The following is a 25,639-nucleotide window of genomic DNA, read 5'->3' on the forward strand; positions in this document are numbered from 1 at the left end:
GTTGTGCCCCGCCGGTATTCCGGGCAGCCTGACCCGGTGAGCGGCGCGGACCGGTCCGCGCCGCGGGCGCCGTCCCGGTACCCGGGAACGCGGCCGGTGCCGGAGGCCACGTCGGAGGGAGGACCGTCCCGTGCCCGTCATCGACGTATGGGCCCAGCACCCGACACCGCGCTTCAGCGGCCACGAGATGTTCGCGTCACTGCGCCGCTGGACCGGCGAACCGGCCCTCACGGAGGACCTGCCCGTGGCGCGCACGCTCGCGGCCATGGACGCCGGGGGAGTGGACCAGGCGCTGATCAGCGCCTGGCACGGGCCGGAGGGCGCGCTGATCTCCAACGACGAGGTCGCGGGGTTCGCCGCCCAGGCGCCCGGGAGGCTCTTCGGGGTGGCGTCGGTCGATCTGCGCCGGCCGATGGACGCGGTGCGCGAGCTGCGCCGAGCGGTGCGCGAGCTGGGGTTCAGGGCGCTGCGTGTCGTGCCGTGGCTGTGGGAACTGCCGCCCAACGACCGGCGTTACTACCCGCTCTACGCGGAGTGCGTCGAACTGGGCATCCCGTTCTGCACCCAGGTCGGCCACACGGGCCCGCTGCGCACCTCGGAGACCGGCCGCCCCATCCCGTACCTGGACGACGTGGCCCTGGACTTCCCCGAGCTGACCATCGTGGCCGGTCACATCGGCTACCCGTGGACGGCCGAGATGATCGCGGTGGCCACCAAGTACCCGAACGTCCACATCGACACCTCGGCCTGCACCGTCCGCCGCTACCCCGCCGAACTCGTGACGTATCTGGGCGGACACGGCAGACGGAAGGACCTCTTCGGCACCAACTACCCCATGATCCCCGCCGAGAAGGCCCTCGCGGGCTTCGCGGAGCTGGCCCTCGACGAGGAGGCCAGAGACCTCTTCCTCGCGGGGAACGCCCGCAGGGTCTTCGGGCTGTAGCGGCGGGCGTACGGGAGCCGAGGGGGTCTCGCGCACGCCTCACGGACGGCCGTACGCCACCGTCCGTCACCCTCCCGCCCCTCTGGGCCGTCCGCCCCTCCCGGACCGTCAGCGGGCGGGTCACCGTCGTACGCCGTCCCCGTAACAGGGGAGCCACAGGGGGCCGGACGGCCCACGGGGTGCGTGTCCCCTCGGCCCCTCGCGCTGTTGGAGCGTGCGGAAGCCAGGCGGCGGGAAACGGCGCTGACGGAACGTCACAGCACGGGCCCGCCGGACGGTGGACACACCGGACACACGGCGAGGGACCGCGGAGGGAGACGGCGATGATCGCGAGCATCGAACGCACCATGGAGCGGTGGACGGCCACCTTGTGGGCCGCCCTCCGTCGCGAGAAGGAGAAGCCGATCGAGGTGGTGGCCGGGCTGCTGCGCGCCTGCGACGAGAACGCGGTGATCGTGGGCCGGGGCCGCACCGTGGTGCCCAACCACTTCACGATCGAGCTGCCGCGCGAGAGCTACCGCGAACTCGACGGCCACGCGGAGGTGCTGGCCGAGCGGCTGACCACCCGGATCCGGCAGTACGCGGCGGAGCGGCACTACACCTTCGCCGGGCCCGTACGGGTGCGGCTGCGGGGCTACGACGGAGCGGGCAGCGGCTTCCGCTACCGCATCCGCAGCCACATCGACCCCACCAGGCCGCCCGCGCGCACCGACGACCTCACCCGCGCCCTGCCTGCGGTGACCGTCTGACGCCGGTCCGGAGCGCGCATCCGTTCTGCCCGCGCACCCCGCTCTGCGACGCGCCCGGTCTTCCCGCGCCCCGGCCCGCCGACGGCGTCCCCCGGACGCCGCGTGCGCCGGAAGGCCACGCGGGAGCGTGGCCGTGCCGCCTCCCCGGCGAGCGGCACGGTCACGTTCCCCCGTGCTGAAGACTTTGACGGTCCAATGTTGGACGAACCTTGAAGAGAGCTTGAATCCCCTGTTCACAGCGCCTTTGCTGAGGTTAGGGTGCCGCAGCGGAAGGTGGGCGCGTGATGGCGGTGGAGTTCTTGGTGTTCGGCCACGTCGAGGCGCGTATCGACGGAGAGCCGGTCGATCTGGGACACGTGCGGCAGCGGTGTGTCCTGGCCGCGCTGCTGGCCGACGTCAACCGCCCGGTGCCCGTGGACCGCCTCGTCGACCGCGTGTGGGGAGACCGGCCGCCGCGACGGCCGCAGGGCACCCTCTACAGCTATCTCTCCCGGCTGCGCCAGGCGCTGGCCCCCGCCGCGGACGAGGCGCGGATCGCCCGGCGGCACGGCGGCTATCTCGTCGAGGCGGACCCCGCGTCCGTCGATCTGCACCGGTTCCGCGGCCTCGTCGGGGCGGCACGCGCGGCCGACGAGGTGGCCGAGGCCGCGGCGCTGTTCGAGCGCGCGCTCGGCCTGTGGCGCGGCGACGCCTTCGCGGCGCTCGACACCCCGTGGTTCCACTCCTTACGGGAGACGGCGCGCGGCGAGAGGTTCGCGGCGGAACTGGACCTGGGCGAGGCGCGCTTACGGCTCGGTCAGCACGCCGGACTGCTCGCCGAGCTGCCCGCCCGCGTGCGGGCCCATCCACTGGACGAGCGGCTCGCGGCGCAGTTCATGCTCGCGCTGTACCGGGGCGGGCGGCCCGCCGAGGCCCTCGCCCACTACCAGCGGGTGCGGGAACGGCTCGCGGAGGAGCTGGGGACCGACCCGAGCCCGGCGCTGCGGACGCTGCACCAGCAAATCCTCACCAACGACCCCGCGCTGGACCCACCAGGCACACCGGACCCACCTGACTCCCTGACGCCCCGGGCGGGGCAAGCGGCGGAGGAGCCCGGGGAGCCCGGGGAGTCCGAAGAGCCCGGCGCCGAGGACCGCGTAGGGGTGGGAGTGGGGGCGGGGGCGAGGGCGGCTGAGCGGGGCGGCACGGACACGTCACCGGGCGCGTCCGAGGCGCCCGTCCCGCCCACGGCCCCCGTGACCGTACCGCGCCAACTGCCCCCGCCCATGCCGCTGTTCGTCGGGAGAGCCCCCCGGCTGGCCGAACTCGACAAGGCACTGGGCGGCGAGGGCGCGTCCGGAGGTGCGATGCCCCTCGCCGTCATCGGCGGTACCGGTGGCATCGGCAAGACGTGGCTCGCCGTCCACTGGGCGCACCAGAACGCCGCCGCGTTCCCCGACGGGCAGCTCTACGCCGACCTGCGCGGCTTCGCCGTCGCGGCGGAACCGGTGCCACCGGAGGACGTGCTGCTGAGCTTTCTGCACGCACTCGGCGTGGCGGCGGCGGCCGTGCCGGTGGACCTGCCCAGCAGGGCGGCGCTCTTCCGGAGCCTGGCGGCCGGGAAACGGATGCTGATCGTCCTCGACAACGCCCGCGACACCGAACAGGTCCTGCCCCTGCTGCCGGGAACCGCCGCCTCCACGGTGCTGGTCACGAGCAGGAACCAGCTCACGGGCCTGATCACCGCGCACGGGGCACGCGCCGTGCCCCTGGACACGCTGACCGAGGCCGAGGCACGGGAACTGCTGGTCCGGTACGTCGGCGCCGAGCGCGCTGCGGCGGAGCCCGGTGCCGTCGCCGCGCTGACCGACCACTGCGCGGGCCTGCCCCTGGCCGTCAGCCTCGTCGCAGCGCGCGCCACGACCCACCCGGACTTCCCTCTCGCCGTGCTGGCCGGTGAACTGCGCAGCCGGTCAGCACGGCTCGACGCGCTCGACGCGCACGACTTCACCGCCGACCTGCGCGCCGTCTTCTCCACCTCCTACCGCGCGCTCCAGCCCTCGGCGGCCCGCGTGTTCGGGCTGCTCGGCCAGGCGCACGGGCCCGACATCGGGCTGGCCGCCGCCACGGCGCTGACGGGGCTGACCGCCGCGTCGACGCGCTCGCTCCTGCGCGGACTGGAGGCGGCGCACCTGCTCCAGGAACACGCGCCGGGGCGCTACCGCATGCACGAACTCGTCCGTCTCTACGCCTCCGAGCGCGGCGAACACGACCTGACGCGGCCCGACCGCGAAGCGGCACTGGCCCGCCTCGTCTCCTTCTACGCCGACACCGCCCACGCGGCCGACCGGCTGCTGTCCCCGCAGCGCACGCCGATCGACCGGACGCCGATCGACCGGACGCCCCCGGCGGTGCTCCCCGCACCCCAGCCGCTCGCCGACGCGGCAGCCGCCATGGCGTGGTTCGAGACGGAGCACGCCTGCCTCCTCGACATCCACCGATTCGCCGTCGAGCGGGGACGCGCCCAGCGGCGGCCGTCGGAAGGGCCGGAGCGCACGGAGGGCAGCGAGAACGGTCCCGGCCACCCGTCCCCGGAGCCCGACGGGTCCGACGGGTCCGACGGGTCCGACGGGTGGTACGGGAAGGCATGGCGGCTGGCCTGGTCCCTGGACACCTTCGAGTGGCGAAGGGGCCGCCACAACGACCGTGTCACCGTGCTGGGCGCCACCCTCGCCGCCCTCGCCACGTCCGACGCGCTCGGCGACCCGGCGGACAGGGCCCTGGCCCACCGGCTCCTCGGCCGCGCGCACGTCCCCCTCGGACAGCACACCGAGGCACTGGACCAACTGCACCGCGCCCTCGCGCTCTACGCCGCGGCCCACGACGCCTCGGGCCAGGCCCAGACGAACCTCAACCTGGCCCTCGCCTGGGAACACCAGGGCGACGACCGCAGAGCGCTGTCCCACGCCGTCGCGAACCTCCGTATCCGCAGGGTGCTCGACGAGCCGCTGCGGGAGGCGGAGGCGCTGAACGCGGTCGGCTGGTACCTGGCCAGGCTCGGGCGCCACGGCTACGCGCGCCACTACTGCGAACAGGCCCTCGCGCTGTGCCGCGGGCTCGGCTACCGCGAGGGCGAGGCGTTCACCCAGGACAGCCTCGGCTACCTCGCCCACCGCAGCGGCGCGCACGCCCAGGCGCTGGAGCACTACCAGCGGGCACTCGCCCTGCGCCGCGAACTCGGCGACACCTACGAGGAGGCGGACGCGCTGGCCTGCCTGGGCGACGTCCACCACGCCATGGGCCACGCCGCGCCCGCCCGGGACGCCTGGCAGCAGGCCCTCACCCTCTACCGCGCCCAGCACCGCCCCCTCCAGGCGTCCCGCCTGGAGGGAGAACTGGGCTCCTTGGGCGACGACCAGGCCACTTCCGGCGGACGGGGCGGACGAGGCGGGAGCGGCAGGCGTGTGGGCGGCGCGTGACACCCCCGAGCGCGGTACGGCGCCGTCGCGGGCCCGGTCCGCGTCATGAACCGCCGACGGGGAACCGTCGCGGATCGAGGAAGTCCGTCGCGCAGTAGGCACGTTCGTCTGCCACGGTCTGGGCCAGCAGCTCGCCGATGCCGGGCGCGTGCTTGAAGCCGTGGCCGCTGCCGCCGCCCGCGACCACCACGCGCGGGTCGTCAGGGAGCCGTCCGACGAGGAACTGCCCGTCGGGCGAGTCCGTGATCAGACACGGCCCGGACCGCACGGGACGCGGGTCGAGACCGGGCAGCGCCTCGGCGACGACCGCGCTCAGCCGCTCCACGAGTCCGTCCATGGCGTCCTCCGAGCCGCCCGGTGCCGTATCCGCTTCCGCGAGACCGATCTTGACCCCGTAGTCCTCGTCGGACCCGTGCCCCCACAGCGCTTCGCCGCCGGGACGGCGCCAGATGAAGGCCGGGAACCGCTCCAGGGCGAAGTCGTCCGAGCCCGGGTCCCCGGGCCGGAACCAGGACATCGGCGTGCGGCGCGGCGACAGGGGCAGGCCGGGGACGAGCTCTCCCAGCCACGCACCGGCCGCGACCACCACTTGTGGCGCGCGCAGTTCCATCGTCGGCGTGTACACGGTGACGCTGTCGCGGCCGGACTCGATGCCGAGTACCGGAGTGTGGGCGTGGACGTCCGCGCCCAGTCGCCGCGCGGCGACGGTCTGCGCCCTGACGTTGCGCTCGGGATAGCAGATCCCCGCGCCCGGGTCCCACACGGCGATGTCGCCGGGCGCCAGGCCCGCGTACTGGGGCTGCCGCGCGACGAGCCCTTCGTGGTCCAGCTCGGTCACGGGCACGCCCGCCGCGCCTGCGGCGGCGAGGGCGCCGCTGACCGGGGCGCTGTCCGGCGCACCGGTGCTGAGGCAGCCGGTCTGACGTACCAGGACTTCGCCGGTCCGTTCGCCCAGTTCGGTCCACAGGCCGAGCGACTTGAGGGCCACGGGCGCCAGGCCGGGGTGCTCCAGGCAGGCGATCCGGAACAGCCGGGTCGCGCCGTGGGAGGAGCCCAGACCGTGTCCGATGCCATGACGTTCGACGCCCGCAACGTCGGCCCCACGGTGCGCGAGCCTCCACAGCGCCGCCGACCCGAAGGCTCCCAGGCCGACCACGATCACGTCTTTCCGCACGGTTTCCACGTACGCCGCCCCTCTCGTCGGTCCGCTCTCGTCGGCCCGCTCCGGTCCGCGCTTCGGTGTCGCGGAGCGCGGAAGCGCGGGACAGGCTATCCAGCGGAGGGCGCGGGAGAGCAGCGCGCGGTGCCGTCCTCGGCGAGGCGAATCCGGCGGCCCACGGCCCTCCGTTCAGCGCGCGTCCACGACCATCAGCGCCGTGTGCAGGGAGGTGCGGGACTCGGGTGAGGTGAGGGAGGTGCCGAGGACCCGTTCGACGGTGCGGAGCCGCGCGTACAGGGTGGGGCGGCTCAGGCCCGTGCGGCGGGCCGTGGCGGTCTTGGAGCCGCCGCACTCCAGGTACGTCCGCAGCAGGGTCAGCAGATCCTCGCCGGTGCGCGCTTCGTGGTCGAGGAGGCGGCCCAGTTCGGTCTCCGCGAACGCCTGCACCCGGTGGTCGTCGCGCAGCAGCGCCACCAGGCCGCGCAGCCGCACGTCGGCCGAGCGGTAGAGCCGCGCGGCCTCGGGCATGGTGAGCCCGACCTCCGCGACGTGGTCCGCCTCGGCCAGCCCCCGCGCCGCGGCGACGAGGCTCGGCGAGGCGGGGGCCGTGCCCGCGACCCAGGCGTCGGTGCCGTCATGTACGCGCAGCCGCTCGCGCAGCCCCCCGCACACCTCGCCCAGCGCGGCGTCGGCGCCCGCGGGGTCGGGGCACGACATCACCACGGAGACCGCGCCCTTGCGGCGGATCGAGACCAGTGCGGTGTGGCCCGCCGCGGCGACGGCCTGACGGGTCGCTTCGAGGAGGCGCCGGTCGCGTTCGCCCTGGGCCAGTTCGCCCTGGCCCTGTGCACCGGCGGACGCCGGCCGCCCCGGGGCGGGTGTGCGGATGACGAGGGGGACGTAGCGGGCGCTCGCCGCCAGTCCGAGGGCGCCCGCGCGGGCGACGGCTTCCGCGTCGTCGGCCACGCGCCCGCTCAGGAGGTCGTCGAGGAGGCCGCCGAGGGCGTGGACGACGAGCGCGTCGCGTTCCTGCTGGATCATCCGGTGCAGTTGCAGCGACTGCGCAGTCCGCTCCAGCACCATGCGGACGCGTGACGCGTCCCGCGCGCCGGTCCGTGTCCCGGATCCGACGAGTCCGGCGCGCGCCTCGGACCCGTCCGTCTCGGACCCGTCCGCTCCGCTCCCGTCGACGGGCAGCACCAGCCGCCCCCAGCGGTCGGCGCCGACCCCCAGCCGTACCGAGGACCACGCGGCGGCCGGGTCAGGGGCCGCGCCACTCTGGGCGTCGTGGCGGCGGGAGCGTTCGGCCCACCGGTCCAGCAGCCGTGCCGTCGGCGTGCCCGCCGCGCAGAAGGCGAGCACGCGGCGGCCCAGATCCTCCAGGACGAGCGGCGCCCCGAGGATCTGCGAGGCGCGCGTGACGATGTCCTCGGTCGAGGCGCGGGCGATGTTGAGCGAGGTGAACACCTCGTGCGTGGTCCGGGCGAACTCCACCTCCTCGTACTGATCGGCGACGATCAGCCGGTGCACCTGCTCGGTCACCTCCACGAACCGGATCTCGGCGCCGAGCACCACCACAGGCAGCCCCGCCTCGTCCGCCCAGGCGCCGAGGTGGTCGGGCGGCGCGGTGAGGTGGGTGCCCAGTTCGACCACGAGCCCCGCGACCCGCCGCTCGCCCAGCATCCGCAGATAGCGGGACGCGCCTTCGGCGTCGCCCGCCAGGGGCAGGCCCGTGCTCATCACCAGCTCGCCGCCCTCCAGCAGGTGCGTGAGGTCGGTGGACTCGCTGACGTGCACCCAGCGCACCGGGCGGTCCAGGTGGCGGTGGCCGCCGGCCACACGGGGCTCGCCCGCGGCCAGGACGGGGAGCGCGAGCACTTCGCGGACGGTCGGGATCATCGACACAGTGTAAAGAATCAGCCGCTTTCCCCTACAGAACGTCGGCCAGGGCCCTGGCATCCTCGCAGGCGAGGGGGCTGAGGAGCGGTCCGCGAGCCCGAGAGGTCCGGCGAGGCTCCGTCGGCCCCCGTCCACCAAAAGCTCATCCCGATCATCCGAAGGCGAGGAATCCGCGGTGCCCGAGACCGGTCAGTCGTCGCACATCGTCCACTGGGTCGACAACAAGAGGTATTCCGGCACGAGCGGCCGTACCGCTCCGGTGACCAACCCGGCGACCGGGCGCGTGACCGGCGAGGTGGCGCTGGCCGCCGGTGAGGAAGCGCGTGCCGTGATCGAGTCGGCCGCGGCCGCCTTCCCCGCCTGGCGCGACATGTCCCTCGCGAAGCGCACCGCCGTCATGTTCCGCTTCCGGGAACTGCTCAACGAGCGCAAGGACGAGCTGGCCGCGCTGATCACCAGCGAGCACGGCAAGGTGCTCTCCGACGCGCTCGGCGAGGTCACCAGGGGCCAGGAGGTCGTGGAGTTCGCCTGCGGCATCCCGCACCTGCTCAAGGGCGGCTTCACGGAGAACGCCTCGACGGGTGTGGACGCGTTCTCCACCCGGCAGCCGCTGGGGACCGTCGGCATCATCGCGCCGTTCAACTTCCCGGCCATGGTGCCCATGTGGTTCTTCCCCGTCGCCATCGCGGCCGGGAACACCGTGGTGCTCAAGCCCAGCGAGAAGGACCCCTCGGCCGCGCTGTGGATCGCGGAGCTGTGGGCCGAGGCGGGGCTGCCCGACGGCGTCTTCAACGTGCTCCAGGGTGACAAGGAAGCCGTCGACGAACTGCTCACCCACAAGGCCGTCAAGGCGGTCAGCTTCGTGGGCTCCACCCCGATCGCGCGGCACGTCTACGCCACCGGCACCGCCAACGGCAAGCGGGTGCAGGCACTCGGCGGCGCGAAGAACCACGCCCTCGTGCTGCCCGACGCGGACCTCGACCTGGCGGCCGACGCCATGGTCAACGCGGGCTTCGGCTCGGCAGGAGAGCGCTGCATGGCGATCTCGGCGGTCGTCGCGGTCGGCGGCATCGCCGACGAGCTGGTCGGGAAGATCGCCGAGCGGGCCAGGACGCTGCGCACGGGCGACGGCACCCGAGGCTGCGACATGGGCCCGCTGGTGACCGCCGCACACCGCGACCGGGTGGCCTCGTACGTCGACCAGGCGGAGGCGGACGGCGCGACGGTCGTCGTCGACGGCCGCACCGTGCGCCCCGACGGCGGCGAGGACGGCTTCTGGCTCGGCCCCACCCTGCTCGACGGCGTAGGCACCGGCATGAGCTGCTACACCGACGAGATCTTCGGCCCGGTGCTCTCAGTGCTGCGCGTCGATACCTACGAGGAGGGTCTTGACCTGATCAACTCCAACCCCTACGGCAACGGCACCGCCGTCTTCACCAACGACGGCGGCGCGGCCCGGCGGTTCCGGAACGAGGTCGAGGTCGGCATGGTCGGCATCAACGTGCCGATCCCCGTGCCCATGGCGTACTACAGCTTCGGCGGCTGGAAGGACTCCCTCTTCGGCGACACCCACGCGCACGGCACGGAGGGCGTGCACTTCTTCACCCGGGGCAAGGCCGTCACCACCCGCTGGCTCGACCCCAGCCACGGCGGCCTCAACCTCGGCTTCCCGCAGAACGCCTGAGAGGGGGCACCACCGATGACACTCACCGACCCCACGTCCCCCTCGGCTCCGGGGGCGCTGCCCGACGACCCCGCCAGGACGTACGCGCTCGACCGCCGCCACGTCTTCCACTCCTGGTCGGCGCAGGCCGCGCTCGACCCGATGGTCATCACCCGCGCCGAGGGCTCCTACGTCTGGGACGGGGAAGGCAACAGGCTGCTCGACTTCTCCTCCCAACTGGTCAACACCAACGTCGGCCACCAGCACCCCGACGTCGTCGAGGCCATCGCCGCACAGGCCCGCCGCCTCGCGACGGTCGCCCCGCAGCACGCCAACGACCAGCGCTCCGAGGCGGCGCGGCTGATCGCCGAGCACGCGCCCGGCGACCTGGACCGCACGTTCTTCACCAACGGCGGCGCCGACGCCAACGAACACGCCGTCCGCATGGCCCGCCTCGTCACGGGCCGCCCCAAAGTGCTCAGCCGCTACCGCTCGTACCACGGCGGCACGCAGACGGCCGTCAACCTCACCGGCGACCCCCGGCGCTGGCCGAACGACGAGGGCACCGCAGGGGTCGTGCACTTCTTCGGCCCGTACCTGTACCGCAGCCACTTCGGCGCCGCCGACGAGGCCGAGGAGTGCGGGCGCGCGCTCGCGCACCTGGAGCAGGTCATCGAACTGGAGGGCCCCGGCACCATCGCGGCGATCCTCCTGGAGTCGATCCCCGGCACCGCGGGCGTCATGCTGCCCCCGCCCGGCTACCTCGCGGGCGTGCGGGAGCTGTGCGACCGGTACGGCATCCTCCTCGTCCTCGACGAGGTCATGACCGGATTCGGCCGCACGGGCGCGTGGTTCGTCTCCGACGAGGAGGGCGTGGTCCCGGATCTGCTGACCTTCGCCAAGGGCGTGAACTCCGGCTACGTGCCGCTCGGCGGTGTCGTGATGGGGGAGCGGGTCGCCGGTCACTTCGCCGACCGCCCCTACCCCGGCGGGCTCACCTACTCGGGGCATCCGCTGGCGTGCGCGGCGGCCGTCGCCGCCATGACCGTCATGGAGCGCGACGGCGTGGTCGAGCACGCGCGCCGCGTCGGCGCCGAGGTCATCGGACCGGAACTCGACCGGCTCGCGCGGCGGCACCCCAGCGTGGGCGAGGTGCGCGGGCGCGGCGTGTTCTGGGCCGTCGAACTGGTCACCGACCGTGCCTCTCGCACCCCCGTAGCGCCGACGGGCGGGAGCAGCCCGGGCATGGCCGAAGCGGTCGCCACCGCGAAGTCCCTGGGCCTGCTGCCCTTCACCAACTCGAACCGCATCCACGTCGTCCCGCCCTGCACGGTCAGCGACGACGAGGCACGGGAAGGGCTCGGCATCCTCGACCGCGTCCTGAGCCGGGTGGACGCGCTGGTGGCGGCGGAGTCGTAGCGGAGCTGTAGGGGAGGGGGCGGGGCGCGACGGGCGACCGTCCCGCCCCGCCCCCTCCCATTCCTGCCGCGTCCCGCCCCGTCGGCCGCCCCGCGCAGGGGCAGGACGTGGACGGCCTCCCCCCGTTGTGAGCGCCGGGAGAAGACGGCGGACGTATGCCGGAGCGGGAAAGCACCCCGCAAGCGGAGTAGCCGCGCCCGGCACCGCCCCTACCGTGCGCGACGGCGTACGCGTAGGGGCCCGTTCCCCGCCCGGAACCCCCGCCGCCGCGCCATACTTCGGCCATGGTGGCCCGTGAGGGCCGACAGCACCCGCCGGGTACCGCGCCGTGGGACAAGGACGCGGACCCGGAGGACCGGCTGGAGATCCAGGCCCGGCTGCTGGCGGCCGACGAGGACGCGTTCCGCGCCGTGTACGAGCGGTACGCCCCGCTGGTCATGGGCGTCGCCACCCGGGTCACCCGGGACAGGGCGGCGGCCGAGGACGTCGTCCAGGAGGTCTTCTCCCACCTCTGGGAGCGGCCCTTCTCCTTCGACCCGGAGCGCGGCTCCCTCCGCTCCTGGCTGGCCGTGCTGGCGCACCACCGCGCCGTCGACTGGATCCGCCGCGAGGAGCGGCGCCGCGGCGTCCAGGTGCGCTACGAGCGCCACGAACCGCCGCGCGGGGACGAGACCGCTGAGGCGGCGGAGGAGGGGATGCTGACGCTGCGGATCAGGGCCGTCGCCGCCGAACTCCCCGACACCTTGCGCGAGCCGCTGCTTCTGGCCTACTACGGAGGCTGGACGTACCGTCAGGTGGCCACCGAACTCGGCATCCCCGAGGGCACGGCCAAGACCAGGCTCCGGGCCGCCCTGCGCCTCATGGCCGCGGCGCTCGCGGCGGAAGGGACCGCGCCATGAGCCGTGCCGGTGCGAGCCCAGAGCCCGCGGGCCCCTCCGGCCGCTCGGGCCGCCCGGGCCCCTCCGGAGCCCCGGACCGCGCGGGGGCCGCGGGCTCTGGCGGGCCGCGCGAATCCGCGGGGTGTGCCCCGGCCGAATCCCTCTGGGGAGCGTGGCTGCTGAACGCCTGCTCCGCCGAGGAGGCAGCCGAAGTGGAAGCACATCTGCGGCACTGCGCGCGCTGCGCGGCCGACGTGCGCGCGGCGCACCGCGCCGTCGCCGCGCTGGCGGAGGCCGACAGCACGGGCGACGGGTCGTGGCCCGCGCCGCCGCCCGCCCTGTGGGACGGCGTGACCGGGTCCGCCTATCGGCGCAGGCCGCCCACACCGCGAGGACTGCCGGGGTTCGCCCGGCCCTACGCCGCGCAGTTCGCCACCCTGGACGCGCTGCTGGGCGAACTCGGCGCCGACGACTGGCGTGCGGAGGCGGCACCGGGCTGGAGCGCCGCACAGGTGGTGGCCCATCTGGCGGCGACGGACAGCCTGCTGGCGCACCGTCTCGGCGCCCCACCGGTCCTGCCGGAGGGACTGGCGGACCCCGGCGATCCGGACGACCCCGGCGGCGACCCGGGCGGCGGCCCGGCCACGGAACCGGAAGGCTCCGCGCGTACCCCTTCCGGGCGCGGCGATGCCGTCGCCCTCCGTACAGCGGCGTACACCGCGTGGGCCGAGCGTCAGCGGCCGGAGGACGTCCACGCGGCCTGGCGCGCCCAGGCCGAGGCGCTGCGGTCCGCGCTCGCGCGCGTCGGCGAGGAGCAGGGGCAGCGGAGGGTCGCGCTCGGCAGGACACCGAAGGTGCCGGTGGCCGACCAGGCGCTGGGCCGCGCCTTCGAGACCTGGGTGCACACCGCCGACATCGCAGGGCGCAGCGGATTCCGGCTGCCCCCGCCCGCCGCCCGGCACCTCGCGCCCATCGCCGATCTCGGGGTGCGCCTGCTGCCGCCCGCGATGCGGGTGTGCGGCACGCCGCTGGGCACGCGGGTGCTGCGGCTGGAGCTGACGGGCAGGGGCGGCGGCGTCTGGCTGGTCGGCGAGGCGGGCGCGGACTCCCTCCCGACGGGGACGACGGGCCCGGCGGGCTCGACGGGCGCGGACCCCGGGGGCGGCACGGAGGAGCCCGACGCGCGGCTCGTCCTCGGAACCGTCGAGTTCTGCCTCCTCGTCGGAGGCCGGGGCGACCCCGCGCAACTGGCCGGAACCGCCCGTACGACGGGCTCCGGGCGGCTGGCCGAAGAGGCGCTGCACGCGGCTCCCGCCTTCGCCGGGCCGTAGCCCGGCGACCGGCCGCCCCGTTCCCGGCCCCGTTCCCGGCCCCGGCTCGGCGCACCCTCGTCACGCTCGCCCCCGTCTCCGCCGACCGGTCGGCGCGCCGCCGTACCACCGGCATCCGGCCCGGTCGCTGCCAGCCGTTGTCCGCCGGCCCGTCAGAGCAGCTTGTCCCGGCTGATGGGCAGATCGCGTATCCGGCGTCCGGTGGCGTGGTAAACGGCGTTGCCGATCGCCGCTGGCATCCCCGTGCCCGCGGTCTCCCCGAAGCCGCGTGCGCCGAGTTTCCCCATGGCCGGGTCGGGTTCGTCGACGAAGACGGTCCGGATGTGCGGGACGTCGGCGTTGACCGGCAGCAGATAGCCGGAGAGGTTCGGGTTGACCACGCGGGCCCGGTGGGGGTCGATCAGGGTGTGCTCGGTGAGGGCGAAGCCGATCGCACAGACGAGACCGCCGATGGCCTGGCCGCGCAGGGTTCTGCGGTTGAGGATCCGGCCCGCGTCGTACGCGCCGACCATGCGCGTCACCCGGATCCGTCCGACCCGCGGATCGACGCGCACCTCGGCGAACTCCGCGCCGACGGAGTAGCCCAGCGGACTCGACCCGGACGCCTCGGTGGTGGCCTTGACCGGCTTGCCGTGCCGGGCGAGGACCGAACGGATCTCCGCACGGCGCCGGGGCAGGCCGGTCTCGTACAGGAACCCGTCCTCCGCCGTGATCCGGTCGGCCGGAACGCCGTACAGGGGTGAGCGCGGATCGGCGACCGCGATGTCGATCAGCATCCCCCGGACCGCGGCACAGGTCCGCTCGACCGGGATGCCGACTCCGGGAACGGTGCCGGAGGCGACGGACGCGAAGGCGAACGGGTAGCCGGTGTCGCCGAGCCGGAAGTCGACGTCGTCCAAGGCCAGGCCCAGGGTCTGCGCGGCCACCTGGGACATCACCGTGTAGGTGCCGGTGCCGATGTCATGGGTGCCGACCCGGACCACCGCCTTGCCCGATGCGGACAGCTCCACTTCGGCACCGGCGGACGGCCTGCCGCCCGTCGTGTGGGCCGCGGTGGCCATGCCCCAGCCGATCAGCGTGTCGCCGTCGCGCATCGACCTCGGGCGCGGAGTGCGCCTGTCCCAGCCGAACACGTCGGCGCCCCGGCGGTAACACTCGATCAGATGCCTGCTGCCGTTCCCGGTCTCCGGGTTGACGGCGGCGTGGTTGCGCAGCCGGAGTTCGACGGGATCCATGCCCAGCTCGTAGGCGAGTTCGTCGAGCGCCGACTCCAGGGCGAAGCCACCGACGGCCTCCGGTGGCCTCATGAAGCTCGGCGCGGGGAGGTCGAGCCGGACCGCCCGCTGGGCGACGTGCACATGGGGGCAGGCGTACAGCATGCGGGTGGAGTGGCAGGTGGAGAAGATGCCCTCCTCGGTGCGGGTGACCTGGTTCGTGGTGACGTGGTCGATGGCGGTGAGGGTTCCGTCCCGCCGGGCCCCGAGCCGCAGGCGCTGGTGCGATTCGGCCCGCTGGCCGTTGGAGGTGAAGGTGTGGGCGCGGGTGAGCACCAGCTTGACCGGCCGTCCCAGCTCCCGTGCGACGGCCGCGGTGAGCAGGGTGTGCGGCCACGTCGGGCCCTTGGCCCCGAAGCCGCCGCCCAGGAACGGCGACAGCACCCGCACATCGGCTTCGGGGACACCCAGTGCCTGGGAGACGCAGAACCTGGTGGCGTGGACGCCTTGGGCGGATTCGTGGATCGTCACCCGCTCGCCGTCCCACTCGGCGGTGGTCGTGGACGGCTCCATCGGATTGTGGTGGTGCGTGGGCGTGGTGTAGGTGACGTCCATGACGACGTCGGCCTGTTGCAGCCCTGCCGCGACATCCCCGCGGGTGGTCTCGTTGGGGCCCGCGAGGCCCGCGTCCGGCACGAATGCCTCGTCCATCGCGTCGGCGATGAAGGCCCGGGGCTCCGACTCCTCGTAGGAGACGTCCACGAGCGTCGCGGCGTGCTGGGCCTGCTCCAGCGTCTCGGCGGCCACGTAGGCCACGGGCTGCCCGCTGTGGTGGATGTCCGCGTCCTGTAGCGGGACATAGCGCTTCAGATAGCTGAGATAGGTGGGCCGTGCGAGGCGCGGCATGTTCAGGTGGGTGAAGACGGCGACGACCCCCGGCGAACGTTCGGCCTGGCGGGTGTCGATGCGGGTGATGCGCCCGGAGGCGATGGTGCTCATCACCAGCAGACCGTGCAGGACTCCGCTGACCCGGGCGTCCGCGGCGTAGGTGGCCGCGCCGGTGACCTTGGCGCGGCCGTCCAGCCGTGGAACGGGGCTCCCGATGACCTGGCTCATCGGTCGCCTCCCAGGCCGCTGAGAACGTCGGCGAGGGCGCGCTGCACCAACTCGACCTTGAATGCGTTGTGTTCGCGCGGTCTCGCCCCGTTGACCAGGGCCCTGCCCGCTTCGGCCACGGTGGCATCGGTCAGCGGCCGGCCGCGCAGCGCGTCCTCCGCCTCGGCCGAACGCCACGGGCGGGGCGCGACTCCGCCGAAGGCCAGCCGGATGTCGGTCACGACCCGCTCCCGCATGGTCAGCGCTGCGGCCACGGAGACCGTCGCGAACTCGAACGAGGAGCGGTCGCGCAGTTTCAGATACCGCGAGCCGCGTGCCACAGGATGCTCGGGGACCTCGATGCCGGTGATCATTTCGCCGTGCCGCAGCGCGGTCTCCCGGTGCGGAGTGGTGCCGGGGAGCAGATGGAGATCCTCGACCGCGATCGAGCGGCGGCCGTCCGGCCCGAGGGTGAGCACCACCGCGTCCAGGGCGCACAGCGCGACGGCCAGATCGGAGGGATGCACGGCGATGCAGTGGTCGCTGCCGCCCAGGATCGCGTGTGCGCGGTTCTGCCCGGCGATGGCCGGGCAGCCGCTGCCGGGGCGGCGCCGGTTGCACGGGCCGGCCGCGTCGCGGTAGTAGCCGCAGCGGGTGCGCTGCATGAGGTTGCCGCCGATCGTCGCCCGGTTGCGTACCTGCGGGGACGCCGACGCCAGCAGCGCCTCGGAGATCACCGGGAACCGCTCCCTGACCACCGGCCGGTCGGCCACCTGCCGCATCCGTGCCATGGCCCCGATGCGCAGTCGGCGCTCGCGCAGTTCGATCCCGGACAGAGGGGTGTCGTTGACGTCGACGACCAGGCCGGGGGCGAGAACACCGTCCTTCATCAGGTTCGTCAGTTCCGTCCCGCCGGCGATGAACGCGGCTTCCCCGTGGGAGGCGACGAGATCGACGGCCTCGGAAGCGCGCGAGGCGCGCGCGTAGTCGAAGAGCCTCATCGGCCGGCCTCCTTCGCGGCGTCCCGTACGGCGTCGACGATGTTCGGATAACAGCCGCAGCGGCAGAGGTTGCCGCTCATCCACTCGCGTATCTCGTCGTCCGAGCGGGTGTGGCCCTCCTCGACGCATGCGACCGCTGACATGATCTGCCCGGGGGTGCAGAAACCGCACTGGAAGGCGTCACGGCGGATGAACGCGGCCTGCACGGGGTGCAGTTCTTCGCCGCGGGCCAGACCCTCCACCGTGGTGATCGCCCGGCCGTCCTCCATGACCGCCAGGGTCATGCACGACGTGACGCGCTCGCCCTCGATCAACACGGTGCAGGCACCGCATTCGCCTCGGTCACAGCCCTTCTTGGTGCCCGTCAGGCCGAGCCGCTCGCGCAGCGCGTCCAGCAGGGTGACCCGGGCCTCGACTCTGACCGGCCGCTTCCGGCCGTTGACGAATAACGTCACGTCGGCCTCCACGGCCGGGGAAACGGCTCCGGGAGAGCCGGTGGCAGCCGCCGCGCTCCTCGGCACGGCCATGCCCGCGGTGGTGACAGCTCCGGCCACGAACACGCTGCGGCGGCTCTGCCCGTCCACTGTGGGTTGCTCGTTGTCCGGCATGCGTCTCTGTCTCCTTGTCGGTTGATGGAGCTGGCGACGCGCTCGAAGCGGGCGGGAGGGACATCCCCGCCCGTGCCCTGTCGGTGATAACGAAATCATGTTGCCAACGGCAACGCAATGATGGGTGCATGGCCCCGTTATCGATGCCAACATCGCGTCATGACGCTGTTACCGTGGCCCGCATGGAGAGGGATCTCACGCGCGAGCAGATCGGCAAGCGGCTGGTCGAGGCGGCCGCCGGCCTCTTGGCCGAGGGCGGGCGCGAGGCGGTCTCCACCCGGGCGGTATGCGCCGCCGCCGGGGTGCAGTCACCCACCCTCTACCGGCTCTTCGGGGACAAGAACGGGCTGCTCGACGCGGTCGCCGAGCACGAATTCGAGAGCTATCTGAGCGACAAGGCGGCACTGCCGGACACCGCCGACCCGGTCGAGGACCTGCGCCGTGGCTGGGACCTGCACATCGGCTTCGGCCTGTCCCATCCAGCCTGCTACTCACTGATCTACGGCGACGGCCGGCCGGGAGTCGAGACGCGGGCGGCCCGGCGTGCCTCCGCGATGCTGGACGGAACGGTCAAGCGGATCGCCGAGGCGGGACGGCTGCGGGTCAGTGAGGAGCGTGCCGCGCACCTGATCCACTCGGCGGGATGCGGCATGACGTTCACGCTCATCGCGCTCCCGGAGGACCAGCGCGATCCGGCGCTGTCCGAGCTGGCCCGCGAGTCCGTGATCGCCGCGGTCACCACCGACCCCCGCGAGAGCGCGGCCGATACCTCCCCCGTCGGCATCGCGGTGGCGCTGCGCGCCGTCGCGCCGCAGCTGACCTCCCTCACCGACGCCGAACGCCTCCTGCTCGTCCAGTGGATGGACCGCGTCGCCGCGTCCGCTCCCGAGGCGCCGCTACGCGGGAGCGGGCAGACGGCCGTCGTGCAGTGAGGCGCGGGGCCGGTCGAGGCTACGCGCGGGACTGACGAGCGATCCGGAGCCGACGGCCACGTCGCGTGATCCGGAGGAAGGCGCTGCCTCCCGGTGTCCGGGAGTGCGCCCCTGGGCGGTCGGCGGACGGTCCCCGGACGGCGGTTTTCGGCCAACTCCGCCGTAGTGCAATCCAGGAGCGGTCCGGGGCCGAATGAGGGGCATCGGGACGCGGCCCGGTGGACCGCGGCGGTTGCCCATGCGCGTCCCGATGGCCCACCGCCTCCCACAGCCGCCGCGGTCCGTGACGCACGTACCGCACGTGACGCACGTACCGCACGTGACGCACGTACCGCACGTGACGCACGTACTGAACGACGTACCTGGCACACGACGCACGTAGCCGACGCGCAGAGCGCGCCTCGACGTCGCGTCCCCGCACCCTTCCACGCTCCGCACCGCTCCACTCCATACCGCATCCGTAAAGGACGCCGCGATGTCGACAGCACGAACCGGCCGGGTACCGGCCTGGGCGCTGCTGACCGGGGGGATCGCGCTGGTGGCCACCTCGCTCGCGACCGGGACGGCCGCACTCGGCCCCGCCCCGGCCACCGCGTCGAGTCACCGCGAAGCCCCGCTGATCTCGGGTCAGCCGCAGTACGACAACACCGATGTGTACGCCTTCACCAGCCCGGACAAGACCGGTACCACCACGCTCATGGCGAACTGGCTGCCCTTTGAAGAGCCCGCGGGCGGTCCCAACTTCTACAAGTTCGCCGACGACGCCCGCTACCAGATCCACGTGGACAACACGGGCGACGGCCAGTCCGAGCTGATCTACCGCTGGACGTTCAAGGACGAGGTCCGCAACGGGGACACCTTCCTCTACAACTCGGACAAGGTCACCTCGCTGGACGACCCCGACCTCAACTTCCGGCAGACCTACGACTTGCAGGTCCTGAAGTTCAAGGACGGCAAGCACCTGTCGACGGACACGCTCGCCGACGACGCGCCCGTCGCGCCCTCCAACGTGGGACGGGCCTCGATGCCCCGCTACGACGATCTGCGCGCGCAGGCCGTGCGCAAGACCTCCAACGGCGGGACGGCCTTCGCCGGTCAGGCCGACGACCCCTTCTACCTGGACCTGCGCGTCTTCGACCTGCTCTACGGCGGAAACCTCTCCGAGGTCGGCCAGGACACCCTGAAGGGCTACAACGTCAACACGCTGGCCCTCCAGCTCCCCACCGAGCAGCTCACGGCCAGCTCCGACAAGCCCGTCATCGGCGTCTGGAGCACCACGCACCGGCGCAGCGCCGCCAACGGCTGGCGCCAGGTGTCCCGGCTCGGGATGCCGCTGGTCAACGAGGTCGTCGTGCCCAGCAAGGACAAGGACAAGTTCAACGCGTCCACGCCGTGGGACGACGCGCAGTTCGCGCCCTACGTCAACGACCCCGAACTGGCCAGGCTGCTGGAGAAGGTCTACAAGCTCAAGGCGCCGGCCGTACCGCGCAAGGACCTGGCCCAGGTCTTCCTGACCGGGGTGCCGGGACTGAACAAGCCCGCGGGCGTCAGGCCGCACGAGGCGCTGCGCCTCAACACGTCCGTCAAGCCAGCGCAGGACCCGAAACGGCTGGGTGTGCTGGACGGTGACAAGGCGGGCTATCCCAACGGGCGGCGCCTGACCGACGACGTCCTCGACATCTCGCTCCAGGTCGTCCGAGGCGAACTGGCCGGTCAGAAGAACGACCTCGGGGACGCGGTGGACGTCAACGACGAGAAGTTCGACGACACCTTCCCCTACGTGGCCTCGCCGCACTCCGGTTCGCGCGGACCGCTCAAGGAGCCCGCGCGGGGCGGCAGCGGCACCAGCGCGCTGGACGGCGACAACTCCTCGGCCTCCTCCGCCGCCACGTCGTCCGACGACGGCAGCCTGCTCCTGGCCTCGGCCGCCAGCGGCGCCGCTGCCCTGCTGGTCGTCGCGCTGGGGCTGCTGTGGTGGCGCCGAAACCGTTCACGGAGTGCCGCACCGCGGTGACCGTGGGCGCCCCCGGACCGGCCGCTGATGGACGGGCGGTCCGGGGAGGCAACTCCCTCTCGGGGGACGGGAGTTGAGGGCGGCGGGCCACGGGGAGGCCCGCCGCCCGCTCCTTCTCTCTCCCCCCAGCGGTGGGGGAGCGGGCCGCGCACACCCGCCCGGCCCCCCATCAGCCGTCAGCCACTGCCCGAGCAACCAACCACCGGCCGGCCGCTCGTACGGCCGTACAGCGAGGAGGGACGCCATGCGGACACGCGGCCCGCGCGGCGCGCTGATCGTCGTGGTGACGGCCCTGCTGCTGACCGCGGCGGCCTGGTTCACCAGCTTCCCCGTGCCGGGCGTGCCAGGCGGTCCGGGCGGCCAGGACACCCCGGCGGCCGACGGCCCCGCCCTGCGCGGCCCCGCAGCGCCGCCCGCCTTCGCGCCCCTGACCAGCGCCGGTCTGGAGCGTCGGCTCACCGGACTGCGGCGGCACCTGCGCGCCCAGCCGCGCGACGCGGCGGCCTGGGCGGCGCTCGGCACCGGCTACGTCGAACAGGCCCGCCGCACGGCAGAGCCCGGCTACTGCACCCGCGCCCAGCGCGCCCTGGCCCGCTCCCTCTCTCTACGGTCCGCCGACGGCAACGACGCGGCCCTGGCCGGACAGGCCGCGCTCGCCGCCGCACGGCACGACTTCCGCTCCGCGCTGCGCCTCGCCCGCGAGGCACTGACGGTCAATCCGTACGGCGAACTCGCGCTGGCCGTCCGCGTCGACGCGCTCGTCGAGCTGGGGCGGTACGGGGCAGCCCACGACGCGGCCCTCCAGGCCGACGCCCGCCGCCCCGGCATCCCCGTCTTCACCCGGCTCGCCTATGTGCGCGAGCTGCGCGGCGAGCGCGCCGGGGCCCGGCGCGTGCTGGAGCGGGCGCTGGACTCCGCCGCCTCCCCTGGCGACCTCGCCCAGGTGGCGACCGCGCTCGCCGAACTCGACCGCGCCGAGGGCCGCGCGGACGCCGCACTGCGCCACTACGCCACCGCGCTGCGCGCCGACCCGGGACACCTTCCCGCGCTGCTCGGCAGGGGCCAGGTCAGGGCGGCCGAGGGCAAGCCGGCGGCGGCGGTACGTGACGTGCGCGCCGTCGCCGCGCGGCAGCCGCTGCCCGCGCATCTCGCGCTGCTCGGCGAACTGTACGAGGCACGCGGCAGGAAGGACCGCGCGAAGGAGCAGTACGCGCTGCTCGGCGCCTGGACGAAGGCGGCCCGCGCCCACCGCGTGGACACGGACCTGGACACCGCGCTGGTGGCCGCAGACCACGGTGACGGCGCCGTGGCGCTGCGCGCGGCGCGTGCCGCCTGGGACCGCCGCCACACCGTGCACACCGCCGACGCGCTCGCCTGGGCGCTGCACCGGCAGGGGCACGACGCGCGGGCGCTGCGCCTCGCCCGGCTGGCCACGGACGGCCTCACCGACGGCGGCTACCGCAACGCGATGTTCCACTACCACCGCTCCGAGATCGCCCACGCACTCGGCGACGGCGCGCAGGCCCGTACCCACCGCCGCACCGCGCTCCGCCTCCGGACGGCGCTGACGCCGAAGGCCCGCGAGGTCCTCACGGAGCGGGCGGAGGCGGCCCGGTGACGTCGCCACGGACATCGCCCCCGGCCCGGCGGGACGAGTCCCCGGCCACACGGAGTGCGGGATGTACCGGTGTGCACCGTCGCACCGTGCGTCGGCGGGCGGCGACGCTGCTCGCGCTGCTGCTGGCGGCGGCCGGGCTCGCCCTCGTGGCCGCTCCGCCCGCCGCCGCGCACCCGCTGGGCAACTTCACGGTCAACGGATACGACGGCCTGACCGTCTCGCCCCGGCACCTGCGCGTCGACCACGTCGAGGACCTGGCCGAGATCCCGGCCGCACAGGCGGAACCCCGGATCGACGAGGACGGCGACGGCCGGTCCAGCGCCGTCGAGCGCGGCCGCTGGGCGCGCCGGATGTGCGAGCGCGCGGCGCGCCGGACCCGAACTACCGTCGACGCCCGTGCCCTGGAGTTCGCCTCGCGCGGCGACCGGGCGCGGGCCCTGCGGCGCCCCGGCGAGGCGGGGCTGCACACCCTGCGCCTGGAGTGCCTGCTGACAGCGCCCCTGACGCTCGCGGGGGAGGGCGCGACGGACGCCACGGCGCTGCGCTTCACCGGCGCCACCGCCGTCGGCGAAGCGGGGCCTGGCTGGCGCGAGATCACGGCGCGCGGGGACCGTACCCGGCTGGAGCGGAACGGAACCCCGGCGCGCTCGGCCTCGGCCCGGCTGACCCGTTACCCCGACGGCACCCTCACGGACCCGTTGCGGCAGCGCACCGCCGCGCTCGGCGTCCGTCGCGGGGGACCGGCACTGGAAGGCACGGGCACGGGCACGGACGCGGGGGAGGACGGCGCCTTGGGCGCTCGCGCGCTGGCACGGGACGCCGACGGGCTCACCCAGCGGTTCACGGACCTCGTCGGCGGCCACCGGCTCACCCTCGGCTTCGGCCTCGTCGCGTGCCTCCTCGCCATGGTGCTCGGCGCGGCGCACGCGCTCGCACCGGGGCACGGCAAGACCGTGATGGCCGCCTACGTGGCGGGCGGGCGGCGCCGCTCGCTGCCCGATGTGCTGCACATCGGGGCCGCCGTGACGGTGACCCACACGGCAGGGGTGCTGATCCTCGGGCTGCTCGTCGTCGGCGGCTCCCGGGTCACCCCGTCCGCGCTGCCCTGGCTGACGGTGCTGAGCGGGGTGCTCGTCGCGCTGGCGGGGACGGCACTGCTCCGCCGCGCGCTCACGGCACACGGCGCCCACGGCCACGCCCACGCCCACATCCATGGCCACGGACACCAGGGCCACCACCACGCCCACACCCACCCGCACGGGCCGCGCACCAGGGACACGCTGCTCCTGGGGTTCGCCGGGGGATTGGTGCCCAGCCCGTCGGCCGTGCTCGTGCTGGTCGGGTCCAGCGCGCTGGGCCAGCTCTGGTTCGGGGTGCTGCTGGTGACCGCCTACGGAGTGGGCCTCGCCCTCACCCTCGTGGCCGTCGCCGTGGTCCTGGTGCGCGCGGGTGCCCGGCTGGGCCGACGCCTCATGTCCGCCGCGCCGCGCTACGAGCGCCTCTTCGGCGTGCTCCACCGCAGGGCGCCCACGGGCACCGCCGCACTGGTCGTCCTGCTCGGCGCCTTCCTCACCCTGCGGGGACTCGCGGCCGTCGCGTAGGGCGCCCCGTCACAAGGCGCCCCGCCGGGGCCGTCACCACAGCCCCGGCGGCACACCCGGTCCGAGCCCCGAGCGGCGCTACCCGGCCTCGGACGCCAGCAGCTCCCGCAGCTCCGTCAGCACGTCGCCCAGGCACTCGGCGAAGGTTTCCATCGGGCCCGCCACCGCGCGCGGCGTGCTCAGGTAGAGGTTGAAGCGCTCGGGCAGCAGCACGTAGGCGACGCCGATGCAGCGGCTGCTGGTCGAGCCGAAGCCGAAGAACTGGATGTGGGTGGACGGCGCCGAGCTGGTGCTCAGATAGTCGTCCCGCATCGTCAGCCAGCCCGGCGTCCGGAACAGGGTGGGCTGCTCCGTCACCCCCAGCTCGGCGCCGCGCCGCCGCTGGATCAGCTCCAGCTCCCACAGGTGCTGCTCGGGCGCCTCGACGGCCTGGCACTCCTTGGCCCGCCGCACATGCGCCTCGGCGGCGGCGCGGAACGCGGCGCGCCGGGTGCCCGCGTCCGTCGCGGGGTCCTCCACCGTCGCCACGAAGGCGGTCATCTCGGGGGTGATGACGCGCATCGCCTCCGTCCGCCCGTGCCGGTACTGGCGGGTCGCGATCGACTCGTACGTAGCGCCCAGGTGCCCCTTGGCGCGCTGGTGCGCGAGCTGGTAGGCGATCTGGACGAACGCGTCGGGCGAGACGCCCAGGGCCTTGGCCGTGTTGCCGCCGAAGTCCTCGAAGGAGACGCACCGGGTCGCGGTGGCCGCGCCGTAGTCCGCGAAAGCGCCGGCCGCATCCCGCACCCGCGTCCGCAGCTCCTCGTCGAGCGTGAACACGAGCGGCCGCGGCGTCGGCGCGCCCTGCGTGCGGGCGCCCGAGCGGCGGGACTGCTCCTCGGCGGGGCTGCTCAGCAGCGTGTCGACGAAGCCGAGGATGGTGGTGCCGTCCAGCTCGCAGTGCTCGACGTTGATGCCCGCGCGCCCGTCGGCGAACACGATCAGCGAGAGCGCCTTGTCGAACCAGCGGTTGCCGCGGTCCCCGTACAGCAGCTCGTCGCACGCCTCCTGGACGTCCGCGGGCGCGAAGTCCTCCAGGCAGAGGCAGAACAGCGCGGTCTCGATGTCCTCCAGCGCGTCCGCGTTGCGCGGATGGCAGGCGAGCAGCGACGCGCGGGCGGCGGCCCACTCCGCGCGGGCCATCGTGGTGAGGTGTCCGACGGGCGCGTCAGCGCCGCCCGCGTCCTTCCCCGCCTCCGTGCCGGTTCCCGCCTCCGTGACGGCGCGCAGTCCGGCCGTCAGATCGTCGAGGCTGTGCGGCACACCGTCGGCGCCGAGCACGTCCAGCCGGAACATGCGGCCCCGGAAGAACACGACGATGTGCCGTGCCTCGGAGGGGCCGGGCCACTCGGCGGAGTAGGGGGTGCGGGAGGTGTCCTGCTCGGCGCCGGGGATGCGGGTGCTGGAGAACAGGTACTTGATCTGCTCCATGGACTGGGGCTGCCCGCGCTGCACCACCGGCTCGATGAGCCCCTCGTCCACCTGCCGCTTGTAGCCGACGGCGCCCGCGACGAGCCCGGCGGCGCGCTCCAACTGGGGCTGCCCGGAGTCCTGGAAGAGGAAGAAGAAGTTGGCGTTGAGCGCGATCCGGTCCCTGCGGCCCAGATAGCGGTACGGCCAGAAGGTGTCGAGCCAACTGTGCGTGTCCTCGCGCGCGTCGTACTCCTCCAGCGCGGCATGCAGCACCCGCCCCGGCCCGTCGGCGCTGAGGAAGGCGTCCACCTCGGCCTCGGTCGCCGCACGCTGGTCGGCGGAGAGCAGCGGCGCGCACCAGGCGAGGAACCGCTCGCAGCTCGCCTCCAGAGTGGGCAGCGGTACGCGCGGCAGCGTGTCCTCCTTCGCGAAGGTCGCCGGGACGGCTGTTTCCTGACTGGTCTTCAATTCGGCTCTCGTTTCTGCGTTTCTGCGTTTCTGCGTTTCTACGTTTTTTGCGTTTCCGGTGGTCGTGGCACGCGGGGCATGAGGCGTGGGCTTCACGGGGGCGGCCTCCGGGCCTGAGCCTTCCCCGTTCGGGGCGC

Annotated in this window: 17 protein-coding genes; 11 read left to right on the forward strand and 6 right to left on the reverse strand. The window is 74.0% G+C overall.

Features of this window, described 5'->3' with window-relative positions; all coding sequences use genetic code 11:
• Window positions 1-130 precede the first annotated feature (130 nt).
• From ACYVOO_RS19895 to ACYVOO_RS19905, 3 genes are all read left to right on the forward strand, one after another.
• Window positions 131-943: an amidohydrolase family protein gene (locus tag ACYVOO_RS19895; RefSeq protein WP_461016988.1), complete on the forward strand. Its 813-nt coding sequence runs from the start codon at window positions 131-133 to the stop codon at window positions 941-943.
• A gap of 323 nt (window positions 944-1,266) precedes the next feature.
• Window positions 1,267-1,692 (forward strand): DUF3662 domain-containing protein, encoded by a 426-nt coding sequence (locus ACYVOO_RS19900; protein ID WP_461016989.1) that lies wholly within the window; start codon window positions 1,267-1,269, stop codon window positions 1,690-1,692.
• A 284-nt stretch (window positions 1,693-1,976) separates the two neighbouring features.
• Window positions 1,977-5,150: an AfsR/SARP family transcriptional regulator gene (locus tag ACYVOO_RS19905; protein WP_461016990.1), complete on the forward strand. Its 3,174-nt coding sequence runs from the start codon at window positions 1,977-1,979 to the stop codon at window positions 5,148-5,150.
• A gap of 43 nt (window positions 5,151-5,193) precedes the next feature.
• On the opposite strand, the gene solA is transcribed toward ACYVOO_RS19905, so the two are convergent.
• Window positions 5,194-6,324 (reverse strand): N-methyl-L-tryptophan oxidase, encoded by a 1,131-nt coding sequence (solA, locus tag ACYVOO_RS19910; protein WP_461016991.1) that lies wholly within the window; start codon window positions 6,322-6,324, stop codon window positions 5,194-5,196.
• A gap of 174 nt (window positions 6,325-6,498) precedes the next feature.
• The gene (locus tag ACYVOO_RS19915) at window positions 6,499-8,208 is read right to left on the reverse strand and encodes a PucR family transcriptional regulator (RefSeq protein WP_461016992.1); all 1,710 of its coding nucleotides are present in this window, start codon (window positions 8,206-8,208) and stop codon (window positions 6,499-6,501) included.
• A 175-nt stretch (window positions 8,209-8,383) separates the two neighbouring features.
• Between ACYVOO_RS19915 and ACYVOO_RS19920 the strand changes: the two genes are divergently transcribed.
• The 4 genes from ACYVOO_RS19920 (at window position 8,384) to ACYVOO_RS19935 (ending at window position 13,499) form a co-directional block, all read left to right on the forward strand.
• Complete coding sequence (locus ACYVOO_RS19920; protein WP_461016993.1) at window positions 8,384-9,892, forward strand: CoA-acylating methylmalonate-semialdehyde dehydrogenase; 1,509 nt, start codon at window positions 8,384-8,386, stop codon at window positions 9,890-9,892.
• Window positions 9,893-9,907: 15 nt separating this feature from the next.
• A complete protein-coding gene (locus ACYVOO_RS19925) occupies window positions 9,908-11,290 on the forward strand; it encodes an aminotransferase class III-fold pyridoxal phosphate-dependent enzyme (RefSeq protein WP_461016994.1) in 1,383 nt (460 codons plus the stop codon).
• A 284-nt stretch (window positions 11,291-11,574) separates the two neighbouring features.
• Window positions 11,575-12,189 (forward strand): sigma-70 family RNA polymerase sigma factor, encoded by a 615-nt coding sequence (locus ACYVOO_RS19930; protein WP_461016995.1) that lies wholly within the window; start codon window positions 11,575-11,577, stop codon window positions 12,187-12,189.
• Entirely contained in the window at window positions 12,186-13,499 is a 1,314-nt protein-coding gene (locus tag ACYVOO_RS19935; protein WP_461016996.1) for a maleylpyruvate isomerase N-terminal domain-containing protein, read from the forward strand. Before ACYVOO_RS19930 ends, ACYVOO_RS19935 begins: the two co-directional genes overlap by 4 nt.
• 152 nt (window positions 13,500-13,651) lie before the next feature.
• Here ACYVOO_RS19935 and ACYVOO_RS19940 read toward each other — a convergent pair whose 3' ends face one another.
• Genes ACYVOO_RS19940 through ACYVOO_RS19950 form a run of 3 tightly spaced genes read right to left on the reverse strand, consistent with a single transcriptional unit; the run spans window position 13,652 to window position 17,417 of the window.
• Complete coding sequence (locus ACYVOO_RS19940) at window positions 13,652-15,829, reverse strand: xanthine dehydrogenase family protein molybdopterin-binding subunit (RefSeq protein ID WP_461016997.1); 2,178 nt, start codon at window positions 15,827-15,829, stop codon at window positions 13,652-13,654.
• Complete coding sequence (locus ACYVOO_RS19945) at window positions 15,826-16,809, reverse strand: FAD binding domain-containing protein (RefSeq protein WP_461016998.1); 984 nt, start codon at window positions 16,807-16,809, stop codon at window positions 15,826-15,828. The genes ACYVOO_RS19940 and ACYVOO_RS19945 overlap by 4 nt, the downstream gene beginning before the upstream one ends.
• The gene (locus ACYVOO_RS19950; protein ID WP_461016999.1) at window positions 16,806-17,417 is read right to left on the reverse strand and encodes a (2Fe-2S)-binding protein; all 612 of its coding nucleotides are present in this window, start codon (window positions 17,415-17,417) and stop codon (window positions 16,806-16,808) included. Before ACYVOO_RS19950 ends, ACYVOO_RS19945 begins: the two co-directional genes overlap by 4 nt.
• Window positions 17,418-17,599: 182 nt before the next feature.
• On the opposite strand from ACYVOO_RS19950, the gene ACYVOO_RS19955 reads away from it, so the two are divergent.
• The 4 genes from ACYVOO_RS19955 (at window position 17,600) to ACYVOO_RS19970 (ending at window position 23,582) form a co-directional block, all read left to right on the forward strand.
• Entirely contained in the window at window positions 17,600-18,349 is a 750-nt protein-coding gene (locus tag ACYVOO_RS19955) for a TetR/AcrR family transcriptional regulator (protein ID WP_461017000.1), read from the forward strand.
• Window positions 18,350-18,824: 475 nt separating this feature from the next.
• The gene (locus ACYVOO_RS19960; protein ID WP_461017001.1) at window positions 18,825-20,363 is read left to right on the forward strand and encodes a DUF4331 domain-containing protein; all 1,539 of its coding nucleotides are present in this window, start codon (window positions 18,825-18,827) and stop codon (window positions 20,361-20,363) included.
• Between the two features lie 244 nt (window positions 20,364-20,607).
• Entirely contained in the window at window positions 20,608-21,981 is a 1,374-nt protein-coding gene (locus tag ACYVOO_RS19965) for a tetratricopeptide repeat protein (RefSeq protein ID WP_461017002.1), read from the forward strand.
• Between the two features lie 86 nt (window positions 21,982-22,067).
• Window positions 22,068-23,582 carry a nickel transporter gene (locus ACYVOO_RS19970; RefSeq protein WP_461017003.1) on the forward strand — a complete coding sequence of 505 codons (1,515 nt, stop codon included), beginning with the start codon at window positions 22,068-22,070 and terminating at the stop codon, window positions 23,580-23,582.
• A gap of 78 nt (window positions 23,583-23,660) precedes the next feature.
• Here ACYVOO_RS19970 and ACYVOO_RS19975 read toward each other — a convergent pair whose 3' ends face one another.
• Window positions 23,661-25,502, reverse strand: coding sequence for a choline/carnitine O-acyltransferase (locus ACYVOO_RS19975; RefSeq protein ID WP_461017004.1), 1,842 nt, complete (start codon window positions 25,500-25,502; stop codon window positions 23,661-23,663).
• Window positions 25,503-25,639: the final 137 nt, after the last annotated feature.

This window comes from Streptomyces daliensis (genome assembly GCF_054782395.1).